12 protein-coding genes are annotated in these 16,193 nt (G+C 46.4%); 7 read left to right on the forward strand and 5 right to left on the reverse strand.

Annotated elements, in window-relative coordinates; genetic code table 11:
- Positions 1-242 precede the first annotated feature (242 nt).
- Positions 243-1,982, forward strand: coding sequence for a hypothetical protein (locus tag PVA46_RS04810; protein ID WP_167695624.1), 1,740 nt, complete (start codon positions 243-245; stop codon positions 1,980-1,982).
- Positions 1,983-2,007: 25 nt separating this feature from the next.
- On the opposite strand, the gene PVA46_RS04815 is transcribed toward PVA46_RS04810, so the two are convergent.
- The gene (locus tag PVA46_RS04815) at positions 2,008-3,621 is read right to left on the reverse strand and encodes a tetratricopeptide repeat protein (protein WP_274360265.1); all 1,614 of its coding nucleotides are present in this window, start codon (positions 3,619-3,621) and stop codon (positions 2,008-2,010) included.
- A 105-nt stretch (positions 3,622-3,726) separates the two neighbouring features.
- Between PVA46_RS04815 and pheS the strand changes: the two genes are divergently transcribed.
- The gene (gene pheS / locus PVA46_RS04820) at positions 3,727-4,767 is read left to right on the forward strand and encodes a phenylalanine--tRNA ligase subunit alpha (RefSeq protein ID WP_167695626.1); all 1,041 of its coding nucleotides are present in this window, start codon (positions 3,727-3,729) and stop codon (positions 4,765-4,767) included.
- 6 nt (positions 4,768-4,773) lie between these two features.
- Positions 4,774-5,964: an ornithine cyclodeaminase family domain gene (locus PVA46_RS04825; protein ID WP_167695627.1), complete on the forward strand. Its 1,191-nt coding sequence runs from the start codon at positions 4,774-4,776 to the stop codon at positions 5,962-5,964.
- Positions 5,965-6,013: 49 nt separating this feature from the next.
- Here PVA46_RS04825 and PVA46_RS04830 read toward each other — a convergent pair whose 3' ends face one another.
- The gene (locus tag PVA46_RS04830) at positions 6,014-6,589 is read right to left on the reverse strand and encodes a hypothetical protein (RefSeq protein WP_167695628.1); all 576 of its coding nucleotides are present in this window, start codon (positions 6,587-6,589) and stop codon (positions 6,014-6,016) included.
- 145 nt (positions 6,590-6,734) lie between these two features.
- On the opposite strand from PVA46_RS04830, the gene ispE reads away from it, so the two are divergent.
- Positions 6,735-7,592, forward strand: coding sequence for a 4-(cytidine 5'-diphospho)-2-C-methyl-D-erythritol kinase (ispE, locus tag PVA46_RS04835; protein WP_274360336.1), 858 nt, complete (start codon positions 6,735-6,737; stop codon positions 7,590-7,592).
- Here ispE and mnmA read toward each other — a convergent pair.
- From mnmA to PVA46_RS04850, 3 genes are read right to left on the reverse strand one after another with little or no spacing between them, the layout of a single operon-like run.
- Positions 7,584-8,672 carry a tRNA 2-thiouridine(34) synthase MnmA gene (gene mnmA, locus PVA46_RS04840; RefSeq protein ID WP_167695630.1) on the reverse strand — a complete coding sequence of 363 codons (1,089 nt, stop codon included), beginning with the start codon at positions 8,670-8,672 and terminating at the stop codon, positions 7,584-7,586. The genes ispE and mnmA overlap by 9 nt on opposite strands.
- 3 nt (positions 8,673-8,675) lie before the next feature.
- Complete coding sequence (locus PVA46_RS04845; RefSeq protein ID WP_167695631.1) at positions 8,676-10,025, reverse strand: sigma-54-dependent transcriptional regulator; 1,350 nt, start codon at positions 10,023-10,025, stop codon at positions 8,676-8,678.
- Positions 10,026-10,038: 13 nt separating this feature from the next.
- Entirely contained in the window at positions 10,039-10,839 is an 801-nt protein-coding gene (locus PVA46_RS04850; RefSeq protein ID WP_167695632.1) for a DUF6675 family protein, read from the reverse strand.
- A gap of 150 nt (positions 10,840-10,989) precedes the next feature.
- Here PVA46_RS04850 and mfd point away from each other — a divergent pair, with 150 nt between their 5' ends.
- From mfd to PVA46_RS04865, 3 genes are all read left to right on the forward strand, one after another.
- Positions 10,990-14,376 (forward strand): transcription-repair coupling factor, encoded by a 3,387-nt coding sequence (gene mfd, locus PVA46_RS04855; protein ID WP_212603851.1) that lies wholly within the window; start codon positions 10,990-10,992, stop codon positions 14,374-14,376.
- A 74-nt stretch (positions 14,377-14,450) separates the two neighbouring features.
- Entirely contained in the window at positions 14,451-14,603 is a 153-nt protein-coding gene (locus tag PVA46_RS04860) for a hypothetical protein (protein WP_167695634.1), read from the forward strand.
- 94 nt (positions 14,604-14,697) lie between these two features.
- Positions 14,698-16,038 carry a sodium-dependent transporter gene (locus tag PVA46_RS04865; RefSeq protein ID WP_167695635.1) on the forward strand — a complete coding sequence of 447 codons (1,341 nt, stop codon included), beginning with the start codon at positions 14,698-14,700 and terminating at the stop codon, positions 16,036-16,038.
- The last annotated feature ends 155 nt before the right edge of the window (positions 16,039-16,193 follow it).

Consider the following 16,193-nt stretch of genomic DNA (forward strand, 5'->3'; position numbering starts at 1 on the left):
GACTCTCCTCTCTATCTTAGCACAAACTAAACTCTAATACAAGAGAATTGCATCTTTTTTTACTTTAACTGCTAATTGACTTGACAATATCACGCTCTTTAGACGATAATGGATCAAGGGTATGGCATAGAGATGCATCTTTTGACTGTGCTTGCGTTCTCCTCATGTTGCTTTTGTATCCAACAAAAAATAGTTCTCTTTTGGGCAGTCTATCGAAACTATGTAAGGTGTAGTATGAATTTATGAACATTATTAGCTTTCTAAGTGATAAGTCTAATGCCAAAGAAAAGAGCTTTGCCAAAAATCTTGAACGCAAAGCACAGGCATTTTTAGCCTTACTGCATTTCTGCAATGAACATATCCTAGAGCCAGAACTATTTAGTCGTTCCCTCCTCAACCAACTCCAAATTAAGAGCAGTGAACTTGAGGAATTCCTTGACGTTGCCGGTGCTCTTTCCAATAAATATTGGTATCCTTTTAGAAAATCTGTCGCCATGGTAAAAATTTTCAGTATGGTGCATTACAAATTCATCCATATTGCTGATAGCCTAGAGCGCTATAAACTACCCCAAGTCGACGGCGATTTTCCCACAGACATCAAGAGAATCCTCACCCTTACCCTAGCCACTCTCCAAGAGAGTGTGCAATTCTCCCTTTTAGAGGCAAAACGCGCCGATATTCACCTAGAAAGCGAGGCCGTCATCGATAGCTTCGAAACCGATATCCCCTATCAACACCTCTTACCCGCTACGCGTATCACTCGCCACGACACGCAACCGGGTATCACCGTCGTCAAGCTCGCCACCGAGTTCCTCACGCTATCGGGAGGCAACCGCATCTTTGAAACTGCAAGCGATCTTGCCCAAGATGAGCCCCTCGAAAAATTTATCCCCCACCCCCTAAACGCCGAAGACCTTCGCTGGCTTGAAACTCGCTTCCACAACCTTCAAAGCTTTTATGACACCTATGTGCTTGGCTCTGACCTTACCCAACAAGATAAAAATATCCCAGCACTCCGCGGTCTTATCTCCCTCATTTTTCACCTACTCATCACCCTCACCCAATGCATTCACTACTACCAACGCCACTATACGACCGTGACCCAAGAGCGAAAATTACGTTTTTTCCGCAGTAAAAACCACAGTTATCGCCACCTACCAGAGATTATCAAATTTAGTCTCATCTATGCCGATCGTTACCGTAAGGCTGGTCGCCACCTCTCCCACCAGATGCTCCGTCAATATGCCGAGCATGGCACTATCGAGGTCCCCGTGCCTAGCTATCGTGGATTTCACGTACGCCCTTCTACGCTCATTTCCAAAATCGTCTTACATTATGGAAGCGAGGTGAGTATGAAGCTCTACGATCAACTCTACAACGCAGCTCTTCCGCTAGAACTTTTTCGTGCAAATGAAACAATCAATGCGCTAAAACGCACCTCAATTTTTGAAATTTTAGAGTCTAGTGAGGCATATAACCGCTATATAGAGCGCTTTGGTAGTTCCTGCGACTTCTTTTTTCGCTATTTAGGCTCAGACCTCCAAAGTGAGAGGGAGAGCCAATTTTTTACCCTCCGCGACAAAGTGCAAGAGATTGCTGCCGACGTTGCCGCCGAGATGCGTGAGATGCCCTCCACGCTCAATGACGCGCAACCCCTCTACTTTAAACTTTTACGTAGCGTGGGCAAAGATATCCTCTTTGAGCTCTTAGAAAAGAAAAAAATCGTCGCTTACGACCCCTTCTTTAATTTCGACGGTACCCGCGATGAGGCAGGCGAGACCCTCCTTGAATTTATGCGTCGCGCACTTACGCGCTACATGGCACTTGGTAAGATGGATTGCTCTATCGACACTATGGTCGTCTTTGAAGGCGACACCCGCGTGCTTAGCGACATCAAAATCCTTGCCTACAACGGCTATGGTGAAGATCGCTTTGGCAATAACATCATGCTTCCCACGGAGCTAAGCTATCTTAGCCATTAGCCAAATCACTCTTTAGACATGTCGCTTATTCATTATGCAAGCGATTAAGCCAAGCAAAAATCTCTTCCGACTTCACTGCTTGTCCATGGTGATGAAAGTGCTTTTCGTAGCGTAACTCAAGGGTAAAATTCTTCTTACGCCACAGAATTTGATGATTCTTTGGTAGCGTAGCAATGTCTTGCACAAAGTTGACACCATCTTGATCCTCAAAATAGAAAAAAGTTAGATGATCCAACGTATGAATCTGTATGGCAGGCGCTGACTCTAACGGCATCTTTAATGTTAAAAGATGTTCGCGTAAGTTATCCAGAGCCACCTCTAAAATCAAACTGCCCTCCGGCAATGCGAGAATTTTTTTTGCATTCATCACATGCACCACCACCACACCAAACGAGTAATCTTGGCTTAACATATTGGCGATTTGCACCTTCAACGTGCCCTCGGTGCGACGAATTCGCTTATTAATCGCCCGATAAGCCAAGTCGGCAATGCGTTGTTGCGATTGGGCGTCATAAACGCGACGCAACAAGACGAAAATCGCCACAATCAAAGCAACAATCACGATCAATTGCACATAATTGAGGCGTTGTTGCGTAACAAATTTTCGATTTATCTGACTTACTGCGTACTCATTATTATCCCGCATCAGCGAGAGATTGAGCGCTAAACGGTTGGAGATGCTCTCTTGTTGCTCGGCTCTTAATTGCGCTTGTTGCATCAAGCTAAGCGAAGTAAAGGCTAAGTCAAATGCTTCCATCGCTAAGTAATACTGCGCCAAAAGATAATGAATATCAGCAAAAAGCGCTATCCGATCCTCACCCGCCAAATGGAGCAATGCACGTTGCGCAAAATAGTGTGCATCATCCCAGCGTTCAAGCTCCATGCTAAGCTGGGCGATAAAATAGAACGCTTGCGCCATGGTGCGATGATTCGCCTGACGACTAGCAATGTCATAGCTTCTTTGCCAATAATCCCTCGCTTGATCTATATTTCCCTGCGCCTTCGCGATAAAACCTAACTCAAGGAGCGCGTTAAAGCCCTCTCCCGAAAGATCGCCCTGCGCCAAGCTAAGCGCCCGTTGTGCGCTCTCTATCGCGGAGGGATAACGCTCTAGTTCTCGATAAATTTGCGCCTGTTGCACAAAAACATTATATCGCTGTAAAGGGCGTATATCCTGACTCAAAATACGCTCACTACTCACCAATGCCTCGCTCCAACGCGCAAATTCCATCTGAATATTCAACAACAAAAGCTGTGATCGTCTACGTAAAAAATCCTCACTCAAAAGCCCAATACTACGCTGTAAGTACTCCATCGCTAAGGTCTCATCGCCCATAAAGTGATAAATACGCCCCCAATGATACGCCAAACGCCCCTCTAGCGTACGCTTGTCAATATTGACAAAATCACTCTCTGCCAACAGCGCAAAAATTTCACTTGCTCGCTGGGTCGCATAAACCAAAAAGAGAATCTCACTCTGCGCATCCAAACGATCCGCCTGCCCCACATAGGCCTCTACCTTCTGCAACTCGCTAAGACCATTCAGATCTAACACAAGCGAACTCTGTCCATATATCCATGGCGCAAGCACCATCACCAACCCAATAACCCAACCATTTTTCCCGTTCATACTCTCCATATTAGCAAAAAAATTATCTTTTGAAAATAAAAATTGCTTTTTTTCTGCAAAAGTCCTTTACAAAAGTGCCAAAAATCGCTAAAATTCGAAGAGAGTGAGGAAACCATGGATTCATACAATCAGCTTATTGAAGAAATCACCGCAAACGTGCAACATATCAACTCCGAAGCGGGGCTTTTTCAACTCAAAGCCGAATATCTAGGTAAACAGGGCAAGGTAACGGCGTTGAGTGCGCAACTCAAAAGCGCATCGGTGGAAGAGAAGAAACGCATCGGGCAAGAGCTTAACGCCCTTAAAGAGATCGTAACCAAGCTCTTTAACGACAAACTACAAGCCATCACTATCGAACAAGCCAATGCCCAAATCGCCCAAACCCAGTACGACACCTCGCTACGTGCCGAGTGGAATAAGCGCTCTCGTCTACAGGGAGGCTATCACCCACTCACGCTCATTAAGCGCGAAATGGAAGATCTCTTCCACTCCATGGGCTTTGCTATTCTCGATGGTCCCTTTATTGAAGATGAATTCCACAACTTCACCGCCCTAAACATTCCACAAGCGCACCCAGCCCGCGATATGCAAGATACCTTTTGGTTTGCCGATAAAGTCCATTGTCTACGCACCCACGCCTCGCCGATTGAGATCCGAGCCATGCAAGAACTCACCCCACCGTTTAAATTTATTGCACCAGCTAAAGTCTTCCGTAATGAAGAGATCGATGCCAGTCATGAGGCTGCCTTCCATCAAATCGAGGGCATGGTCATCGACAAAAATATCGGCGTGCAACACATGGTCTACTTCCTCGAAAAACTCGTGCAAGAGATCCTCGGGCATCACACGAAAACGCGCCTGCGCAGTGGCTTTTTCCCCTTTGTAGAACCCGGCTTTGAGCTCGATGTCACTTGCCATTTGTGCGAAGGAGCAGGCTGTTCCTTCTGTAAAGGAAGTGGCTGGATCGAATTTTGTGGCTGTGGGCTGACCCACCCGAACGTTCTTATTGCCGGGGGGCTTGACCCCAACGAGTGGAGTGGCTTTGCCTTTGGACTTGGGTGGGATCGGTTTGCCATGATTCGCTATGGTATTGAAGATATTCGCCATCTGCAGAGCGCTGATTTACGTTTCTCCCAGCAATTTAGAAGCTATTAAACTGTCATGCAGGCGATCTTATCTTATCGTGGACAAGCAATCGATAAAGGAATTCTCCATCAAGTGATTACGTATACGCGTCAATTTCAATGTGAATTTGACGTGATTAACTTAGACTTACAGGCAGAATCACGTATTGGTATCTTTAAAATTGCCCTTAAAGCCAATGAAGATCATAAGTTAAAATCCTGTATCCAATCTTTATACTCACTGGGAATGGACCAAGAAGAAGAGAGTGAAGCTCTCTTTAAGATAGCACAAAAAGATGCCTTTGCTCCTGATGATTTTTATTTATGCCAAGGAAATCCAATTGAAATTCTTTACAATAATCAATGGCATAGGCTCTTGCATCCCACACGATTGACTCTTATCACTTGGCGAGAAGAGTCCTTATCTACAATCTTTTTAGATCAAGTGCGCGCAGGCGACTACATTCTCTGTGGGTATCAAGGCATACGCGCTTGGAACATGCAACAACCAAAAAATTATCCATCTAATCCCTACCTCACGCTCTTTAGTTCGGCCTCGCTACGTACGTTTAGTTTGCTAGAATCTCAAGCCTATTTTTTAAGCCAAATTCTTCAGAAATCTCAACTTAATCAAGAAAACATAAGCGTCATTATTGGACACAATTCATTGTCTCAAAAGAGCTTGCCTGTACTAGAAACATTTTCTCAACGTACCAAAATTCATCACGTACTCACCGATCAAAATAGCATCTTATTAGACCTCATGTCTGCTTTTTTTAACCCAAAGCATATCTCTGATGCACAAGAGTTATATCTCATGAAAACACTCAATAAAATTCACGGCTATGGATCAATTCGTAATGCATTCGATCTGGGGGCGCTGAATGGTGGGTGGATACACCAACTTTTACAACAAGAGAGCTCCCTCATCATCGCTCCGAGTACCTCTGTCGCCATGCCACTGCCAGAGAGCATTCAAGATGTGATTCTCCTGCGTAATCAATTAACACAGATGCTTGCCCAGACAAAAGTCGTCTTACTGCTGGGCGATGGCTCTTTAAGCCAACTGATTTTGCCCCTCTTAACTGCACAACATTATCTCCTTTATGTAGATAAACATGAGCATCATTCCAGCTTTATCGATCAACAAGATCCGTTTATGTACAACATCTTTCATGAAGATCCTATCAAATTATTAGAAGCGGCGAACCTCTTTCTACAGGAATAAAAAAGAAGCCTTGATGGCCTCTCTTTTATGACACGCAATAAATAATAGATTATCCATTAAGCGCTGTTCGCATAGTATCGCGGAGGATTTGCAGTTCAGCCTCATCGGTAACGCCAGCACCAAAGGCGACGCCTTGAATATAAAAGTCGATAATCTCATTATTGCGTTGCTTCATGAATTGCTCTGAACCCCAAATCGATGCCATATAACGATATGTTTCTTCATACATAGCATTATCCATCATCTTCTTAATTAGGGGTAAGCCTGATGTAGACATCGCAATCATCCAATCACGTTGCATCGTATTCTCTTTAAACATATTCAATTTCTTGATTTTATTGAGTTCGGATTTCGCGAAAACCGTTTCATATGCCGCGAGTAAAGCGTCCTGATTTTTGGTAATCACTGGGGCAACATAATCATCAAAATCGCTAGGTTGACCCATCTTTGCATAGATCTCCATTAATTGTTCAAACGCCAACGAAGGAACTTTTGCCTTTTGCTCGCGTTTAAAGGCATTTCCCACGCTAGAAACCAATTCGAATTGAACAGAATTTGCCCAACTATTGCTTACAAACAAGAGCGAAGCGATTAAGCCAAAGGCTAATACACGCATTTTTTTCATCAAGTATTTCTCCTATCTTCTTATCAGATAATACTAAATATTACCTTAATATCATTTATTTGTCAAGCAAGTCTAAAAAAATTATCACTTTTTACCGATAGTTGCTCATACACTTGAGAAACTCTGGAGATAATCACTGTATTCCATCGTTGCGCCGGCTAAGCTTAATCTGCATCTTGAGGTTTTGGGCAAAGATCCAGAACGAACAGGCTACCATCAGCTCCGCTCGTTGATGGTGAAGATCGATCTCTACGATCGCTTGGATCTTACAATCGATCTGCACAATAATAACTACCAATTACAGGGCTTTGCCATCGCCCCAGAGCAAGATATCCTGTACAAAAGTTATCAACTCTTTCGCGAGCTCTCAGGAATTAACTTTGGATTAGATCTTCAGCTCACCAAAAAAATCCCACAGCAAGCGGGTCTAGGCGGTGGCTCGGCAGATGCTGGCGCGCTCTTGCAATTTTTGCAAAAATATTTTAACTATCCCCTTCCACTAGAGACATTAATCCGCGCCAGTGCTAGCATCGGAGCCGATATTCCCTTTTTTGTGCAGAGCGCCTCGGTTGCTTTAGTGGAGGGCATTGGCGAGCGAATCACTCCGCTCACATCACCATCCACGCCGCTGGTCTTTCTCCTTATTAAACCCAACGAAGCCATGCCCACCGCGCAAGCTTTTCGCACACTCTCCAAGGAGATATCGACAAAAAGAGCTACCCTATCCGCAGAACAGCTAAGAGATTTGTGGGAAGATCACCCGATCAACGAGACGCATCCACACTTTTTCAATCACTTTATCGAGGCGCTCACCGATGATTTTCCGCAAACGCGTAGCATCTTACACGCATTACGCACCCACACGGATGTGCAATGGGCATCGATGTCAGGCTCTGGTACCACGCTATTTGCGCGCATAAAGGATAGCCAGCGTGCCCGACAACTACAACAAGAGTATCAAGATAAAGGCTTCTTTAGCCAAATCGTTACCACCCTAGGTTGATTCGGCGTTAATAAACCCTCCGCCCAGCACCACCCCGTCTGCGGAGTAGAATACGGCTGATTGCCCCACCGTAATCGCCCGTAACGGCTCAACCACCTCAACCACAATAGTCTCATCCCCCTGCCAGCGAATTTGTGCTTCTTGTGGAGGCGAGGTTGAACGAATTTTTACAAAAGCCTTGCTCGATGCGCGTAACTCAGGCGTATAGACCAAATCTTTCACCTTAAAATGATGATGATAGAGATCCGCCTCATCACCCAACACGACCTCGTGCTTATCGCCACGAATTTCAACCACATAGAGGGGCTTCTGGCTCGTTACGCCCAAGCCTCGACGCATGCCGATGGTGTAATGCGACAACCCAACTCCCGCACCCAAGGCCTTGCCAGCTTTGTCAACCAAGAGTGTAGGTAACTCTTTTTTAGGACGTAGCACCGATGGATGCATGCAAAAATCCTGACTATCGGGCTTCTGTTTTACGGCTAGCCCATACTTTTCTGCCAAGAGACGCACTGCAGGCTTCTCCATTTTGCCTAAGGGAAAGCGTAAATATCTCAATTGCGACTGCTGTAAACGATACAAGAAATAACTCTGATCTTTCTGCGCATAAGGAGCACGCGCCACAGCGTACGCACCACTAGGCAACTGCACCACCTGCGCATAATGACCACTGGCGTAATAGATCTCGCGCCCTTGAGCAAGGGGAATTTGATTATTCTCCATTAGATAAAGAAATTTATCAAAAAAGAGACCAAATTTCATCCGCTCATTGCACAGCACACACGGATTTGGCGTGCGGCCTTGCGCGTAGACAGCGCGAATTTCCTCTTCTAAAAATTGTTCATATTCAGAGACGATATTAATCACGTAATGGTCGATACCCAAGTGCGCGCAAATGGTCTTGGCATCGGCGATATCCTGCTCTTGTCCCTGTGGCTTATGTTGCATGGTTACCCCGATACACGCGATATGTTGCTCCAAAAGCATGGCTGCCACCACCGACGAATCGACCCCACCAGACATCGCCACCAAAGCCAACGCCCCTGAGGGAATCGTTAAATTATCTATCTCTCCTGTCATTGCTTACTCCTCTAGCTGCATTTTACGTAACAACGTTTTTCGGCTAATACCCAATTTTTTTGCCACCTTACTCTTATTACCTTGATGGCGTAAAAGCATAAATTCCATATAATTACGCTCTAAATCTTCAAGTAATAGCTCCTCGTTAATGCAAAAATTTACTTCATTTAAGGAAGATTCCACATAAATCGGCAAATGCTCTTTGTCGATTGTCTCCCCATCGCTAAGCACCACCGCGCTCTCAATACAGTTGCGTAATTGACGCACATTACCCGGCCAATCGAACTCTTGAAGTAAGCTCGCAGCCTGTGGGGAAAAGCCCTGAATCCGCTTCTGATTCTCAAGGCTAAATTCGCGCAAAAATTGCCCAGCCAACGGCATAATATCCTCTCGACGCTCCCGCAAAGGCGGAATATGAATATTGATAACATTTAAGCGATAGTAGAGATCTTCGCGAAAACGCTCTTCCTTGACTTCTTGCAAAAGATCACGATTGGTTGCGGTAATCAAGCGAACATCCACCTCCACACTGACCTCACCCCCCACACGCTCAAAGCGTCGCTCTTGTAAGACACGCAACAACTTAACTTGCACCGTAGGCGAAATCTCGCCAATTTCATCGAGAAATAGATCACCATTGTCAGCCAGCTCAAAGCGCCCCTTACGCATCGCATGCGCGCCGGTAAACGCACCTTTTTCATGTCCAAAGAGCTCACTCTCTAAGAGATTCTCGCTCAAGGCCGCACAGTGCACCTTAATCAATGGTTGGTTATATCGCGGGGAAAGCGCATGAATGGCGTTGGCAACCATCTCTTTACCCACGCCACTCTCGCCGGTAATTAAAACATTAGCCTTGGAGGGCGCAACCTGCTCGATAAGTTGATAGACACGTTGCATGGCAGGCGACCCACTGACAAAGTGTTGGCGAATATTGAGCTTCTCCTTTGCCAAAAAGAGTTGCACCTCCTCTTGATCGGATTGGAGTTTTTGCGTGGTAATGGCTTGCTGTACGAGGAGGAGTAAATACTCTAAATTGACCGGCTTGGTTAAGAAGTTGTACGCCCCTGATCGCATGGCCGCGACGGCATTTTCTACGGTGCCATGACCTGTCAACATAATAAAGGGAAGAAAGGGTTGGCTCTTTTTGGTAGTAAGCAAAAGCTCGTCGCCTGAGATTTTTGGCATGCGTAAGTCGCAAATAACCAACGAATATCTCTCTTTATTCAAAAGAGTTAGTGCCTGCGCACCATCTTCGGCAAGGGTTACGGCATAGCCCTCCATACGAAAGAACTGTGCCAACCCCTCGCGAATATTCTTCTCATCATCAACAATTAATAGGTGATACTGCTCCATTTATCCTCATCAACTAGGGCGCAATCTTTACCGGATATACGCCCTGATTCACCTTGATGCCATGCACCTGCTGAAAATACCAACCCTTCATGCCCTCTACGCGTCGGGAAAAGAAAGAAGGCAGATGGATGCTCTCTTTGGCTTTATCTAAATTGTGGATTTGCGCCGTAATATGCCCGACGTAGAGCATGCCTTCACTGACCTCTTGTTGCATAAAGGAGAGACGCATCTTTTGGCTATCGGCAATTTTACGCATCATGTAGCTAAGGGTGGAGAAGTTGAGCATACTTACCACCACGTTCTGATTGTCGGCAAGGTAATCTACCCGATAATCGATCTTACCAAAGCGCGCATCTTTCAATGAAATATAGCGTTGGTAGGAGAAAGGGATAGTAACACTCACAGGGGAGTTTATCTTCTTTCGGTTTTGAAAATTATCTAACACCTCCACATTACTAAAGAGCGCTTGCTCCTTATCATTACGGATCATGTAGGCAGTGCCTAAGGTGCGGATATGCAAGAGCGCCTCGACTACATCCTTATTACTGCGTTTGGCATGCTGGCTAGCTGGCACAAAATAGAGAAATTCCAAACTCAAGTTCGCGCCCACCTCATTAATATACGTGGTCATCTGCTCGCGAAGCACGCCACTTTGCACAAATTTCACTTGTGGTGCCATATCTTCATTGTATAGTATGCCATTGGTCATTAAGGTTTGCGCCGAACTCTCGCCCACCACCGCCCGTAAGCTGGGCACTTGCGCATGCAAACTCATGGTGAGTAAACATAAAAATAGTCCATAAAGCTTATGCATATTTTCTTCTCTCCTGTTATCTTGTCGATACCCCATCGCCCGAGAACGCTGTTGCCCTCGTGCCTCTCTATTATATGCATTAAAAAATAAAAAGTCAAATAGCACCCCTTTGCATGAGTGCGGTCTTTATGCTATACTGATGGCATTGTGATGCCAGTAGAATTTTCTTCTTTCTTAACGACAATGAAAAAGAGCCCCGATGTCGCCACGTTGCTTGATAAGATCAAGCATGATTATGCGACAATACATGCCATTACGGGTCTCAAAAAGTCTTGGCTGGCGCTCTTTCTATCGCTAGAACCCTTTACCCACGCGCCTGTCATCATCACATCGAGCCACCAGAGCGCCCAGACCTTGAGCGAAGATCTCGAGCTTTTAGGACAAAAAAGCATTACCTTTGCCTCAATCCAGCAACGTCTATATGATGCCTCGCACAGTTTTGGCGAGCGAACCGCCATGCTTGCCCAGCTACCTCTGGCACAAGAGACCATCATTATTCCGTTGCGCACGCTCTTGCTTAAGATTAATCAACCAGAAGATCTCTTGGCAAGTACCATCACCCTAAAGAAAAGGTCGCCAGTTGATCCACCCAAGCTCGCGCAACAACTCACCCAGATGGGCTATAGCCGAACCAATCGCGTCTTGGTGCATGGTGAATTTGCCCAGCGTGGCGATCTTATCGATATTTTCCCCTACGCCCAAGAGTACCCGATGCGGATTCAGTGCGACTTTGACATCATCGAGACGATTAAAACCTTCGATCCCGACGATCAGCGCAGTCTTATGGCTATCGACGAGCTCCATATCTACCCCACCACGCCCATTCTTCCCCTCGACGAGGAGGAGCTTTTCCTTAAGAGCAAGGCGATCTGGCAAGCCAACCATACCGGTAATAGCGAGCTCTCTTACGAGGAATTTCAACTAAGAAAGGCGCTCTTTAGCCTGATGCTAGAGGAAAATCCCGCCAGTATAATCAGTTACATCGACCCCAAACGCCCCATTCTTCTGCACGACTTTGATGCCCTTACCACCGTCGCCGAGACCTTCGCCAAAGAGGTGGAAGCGCTCTATAAAGAGGCGATTCGTGCCGGACACACCGTGCCTGCGCCCCAATATCTGCTCTTTACTTTAGGCGATCTGCTCCAACCCTACGCCTCGCGCACGATTCAACTAAAAAACTTCTCCGACGCAAAAACCCCCGCCCATTCCATTCAATATGAAGAGTCGCGTAGTTACTTTGGCAATGTCAACTTCCTCAAAGAAGAGATCCAACAGCTCAGCAAATCGGGCTATAAAATTGCCATCTTTAGCGAAAATCCCGAACAAGCCCTACGTATTACTACTTTGCTTAGCGATATCATCGACCTCGTTACCATCATCCCTTTTGAGCTAAGCAGTGGCTTTACTCTCGTGCAGGCCAAGGTGATGATCATTTGCGAGCATGAGATCTTTGGGCGCAAGCGACGCGAACATAAAGTTGCGCGTAAGCGCGTGGAGAGCAGTGTCATCGATAGCTTTGTCGAGCTTAATGTCGGCGATCCAATTGTCCATGTCAACTACGGAATTGGTCTCTACCAAGGCATCGAACGTATGAAGGCTGCTGGTAGCGAGCGCGACTACATCACCCTTGAGTACCAAGATGGCGATAAGATCTTTGTCCCTATCGAACAAGTTAATCTTATTCAACGATACATTGGTTCGTCGGGAGATATGCCTCGCCTCGATAAGATTGGGGGACGATCATGGAGCGTGAAGAAGAGTCGCGCGCAAAAGAGTGCCGAAGAGCTCTCGGGATTTTTAGTCGATCTCTACGCCAAACGCGAGGCATCCCGTGGCTTCTCGTTTGCCATCAACGATCCGATGCTCACCCAAATGGAGCGCGAATTTGAAGCGCATTTCCCCTACCAAGAGACGGTCGATCAGCTCACCGTTATGGAAGAGATCCATCACGACATGGAGCTACAAAAACCGATGGATCGTCTGGTTTGTGGCGATGTTGGCTTTGGTAAGACCGAGCTTGCCATGCGTTCTGCTATGCGATCGGTGCTCTGTGGCAAGCAGTGTGCGGTCTTGTGTCCCACCACCATCCTCGCCGAGCAACATTATGAAAATTTTTGTAAGCGTTTCGAACAATTTGATTTTATCACCATTAAATTATTGAGTCGTACCGTCGATCGCAAAGAGCAACGCGCCATTCTTGCCGATTTAGCCGAAGGGAAAATTGATATCATCATCGGCACACATCGTATTTTAAGCAAAGATATTATCTACAAAAATTTAGGGCTGCTGATCGTCGATGAAGAGCAACGCTTTGGTGTAAAGGACAAAGAGAAGATCAAAAATCTCAAAACGGAGGTCGACTGCCTCACCTTGAGCGCCACGCCCATTCCGCGCACGCTGCATATGAGTTTGGTAAAGATTCGCGACCTCTCGATGCTCAAGACACCACCAGCCAACCGCAAACCCGTAGAGACCTTTGTGCACGAGTTTGAACCCGATCTCATTGCCAAAGCCATCCGCAAAGAGCTTGAGCGACAAGGACAAATCTTTTATCTACACAACCGTGTGGAGAGCTTGGAGAGTATCCGTCAATTTATCCGCGAGCTTGTGCCCGAGGCCAGTGTCGAATTTGCCCACGGCAAGATGACCGGCGAAGAGATGGACGAGGTCATGCATCGCTTTATTCAAGGTGGATTTCAAGTTTTGCTAAGCACCACCATCATCGAAAGCGGTATCGACATCCCCAATGTTAATACCATCATCATCGACCGTGCCGATATGTATGGAGTGAGCCAACTCTACCAATTACGTGGGCGCGTGGGGCGTAGCGATCGCATTGCCTACGCGTATCTCCTCTACCCCGAACGATCGGCGTTGAGCGAGCTTGCCATGAAACGCCTACAGATCATCAACGACTTTACCGAACTGGGATCGGGCTTTAAAATCGCGATGAAAGATATGGAAGTACGTGGTGCAGGCAATCTCTTAGGGCCTGAGCAGTCCGGAGAAATTCAAGCCGTCGGCTTTGATCTCTACTTACGCCTCCTCGACGAAGCGATACGTACACGCATGGACAACACCCAAGAAGAAGAGATCGAGAGCTACCTTGAGCTAGAATACACCGGATTTATCCCCGAAAGCTATATCAGCAATACCATGGAGAAGATGGAAGTCTACAAAAAGATCGCCCTCATCACCACGCAAGAAGAGAGCGAGAGTCTGCATGCCGAGCTTCTTGATCGCTTTGGTAAGATCCCCGATGAGGTCTATAGTCTGCTCTCCCTCGCTGAGATCCGCATTATTGCGCGTCAGCTCAAGATCCGTAGCATCCGTGAACGTAACGGCTGGGCAGAGGTTGAATTCGCCAAATTTCAAGCCATTAACATCAACACCCTCATGCGTGTCATTCAAGAGAGCCACGGCAAGCTCAAGCCCAGCCCCACCAATCCCGCCGCCGTTCTCCTTGAAACCGGTAAAATCGATCTTCAAGCCAAGTCCGAATTTATCCGCGATCGCCTCCTACAAATCACTCGCTAACAATCGTGAATGCTTCTCTTGACTTTTTTTTTGTATTGATGTATCATAACACTAGGTTAAAGGAGGATGATGAGATGTTTTCTGTTGTATCTACCCATGTAGCGTCTAAACGTCTCTTAGCGACATCTCTTCCTACACAAATTTTAGGTTGGATCAATCCACAGAACGCGCCTTTTCTCCACACCTCTACTGGTTGGTGGGGATCTGTGCACTATTATAAACATTGATCCTTACTTAAACATAGGCAAATAGTTGATAGGAAAGAGGGATCATGAAGGTCCCTCTTTTATTTTATAATCACGTCTCAAGGAGGAGATTGATATGGCAGAACAACGAGCCCAATGGAGCTCTCATTTTGGATTCCTCATGGCAATCATTGCCAGCGCGGTGGGCTTGGGAAGCATTTGGCGTTTCCCCTACTTGGTGGGTAGCAACGGTGGCGGAGCTTTTATTTTAGTCTACACGCTGATTATGCTCTTTGTTGGCATCATCGGTGTATCGGTAGAGATCGCCATTGGGCGTCATAGTCAAAGCGATACGATTACTAGTTACGTTCGGCTAGCGCCCAAAAGCAAGCCCCTCGCCTATATCGCTATCGGCACGAGTTTTCTCCTCATGACGATGTATAGCGTGCTAGGCGGTTGGGTGCTACACTATCTCTATCTCTCGATTAGCGGAGAGATTACCCAGCTTGATGCGCACCACTTTCGGCACTTTACCCAGAGTTATCAGCCCATCTTTTGGCAATTCATCTTCATTGTTGCCAGCGCAAGCATCTTGATTGGTGGGGTTAATAAAGGCATCGAGCGCTATAGCATTTGGCTCAATATTCTCCTTATTTTGATTCTCTTTATCATTATCGGACGCTCCCTTACCCTCCCTGGGGCAATGGAAGGGGTGCGCTTTCTCTTCTACCCCGACTTCCATAAACTTACCGACGCAAACGTCTGGTTGAGCGCGACTGGACAAGCCTTCTTCAGCATGTCCCTAGGTGGGGGAGTGATGATCACTTACGGTGGCTATTTGGATAAAAAGAGCAACATTTTGCGCTCCTCAAGCATTGCCGGATTAACCACTATCGTGATGGCGCTCTTGATGGGCTTGGCGATCTTCCCTGCGCTCTTTGCCATGGGCGAGAGCCCCACCGAAGGGCCAGGACTCCTCTTTAATCTTTTACCCCGCGTCTTTGCCCAAATGCCTGCCGGCGGACTCTTTGCTACACTCTTCTTCTTAGCAACCTTCTTTGCCGCCCTCACCAGCGGAGCTAGTCTGATTGAACCGCTCAACGCAAGCTTTATCCAAACCCAAAAGATCAAACGATCTACGGGCGTCTGGCTCATCGCGCTCAGCACCTTTGTCATCAGTCTTATCCTCGCCCTCTCCCAACACGCCAACTCAAAACTCCTCATTAACGATATCACCCTCTTTGACGCGCTAAACTTCATCATCGACAAACTCTTCTTCCCCTTCAATGCGCTCGTCGCCCTCATTCTTGCCGGCTGGTTCTGGAAAAAACGAGGCATTATCCACGAACTCTCCAACCAAGGTAGCCTCAAGCTCCCCTTTCCCAAACTTCTATGGTGGGGCATTCGCTATATCTTACCCATACTCATTTCGTGGATTGTCTTAAAACCCTTTATCGATTATCTAATAAAAAAATAGATTATATTTTCACTTTTTATCCATAGAAGCGTAAAAGAGCTTGCATTTTTGTGTAGATTATGGTATATTTTTCTTAATTTAATGGAGGCAGTGTATTTTTATGCGACACATCAATCATTCTGTACTTATCACGATTTACACTGTACTCACCGTTT

This window comes from Entomospira culicis (assembly GCF_028748145.1).
GTDB classification, from domain to species: domain Bacteria; phylum Spirochaetota; class Spirochaetia; order WRBN01; family WRBN01; genus Entomospira; species Entomospira culicis.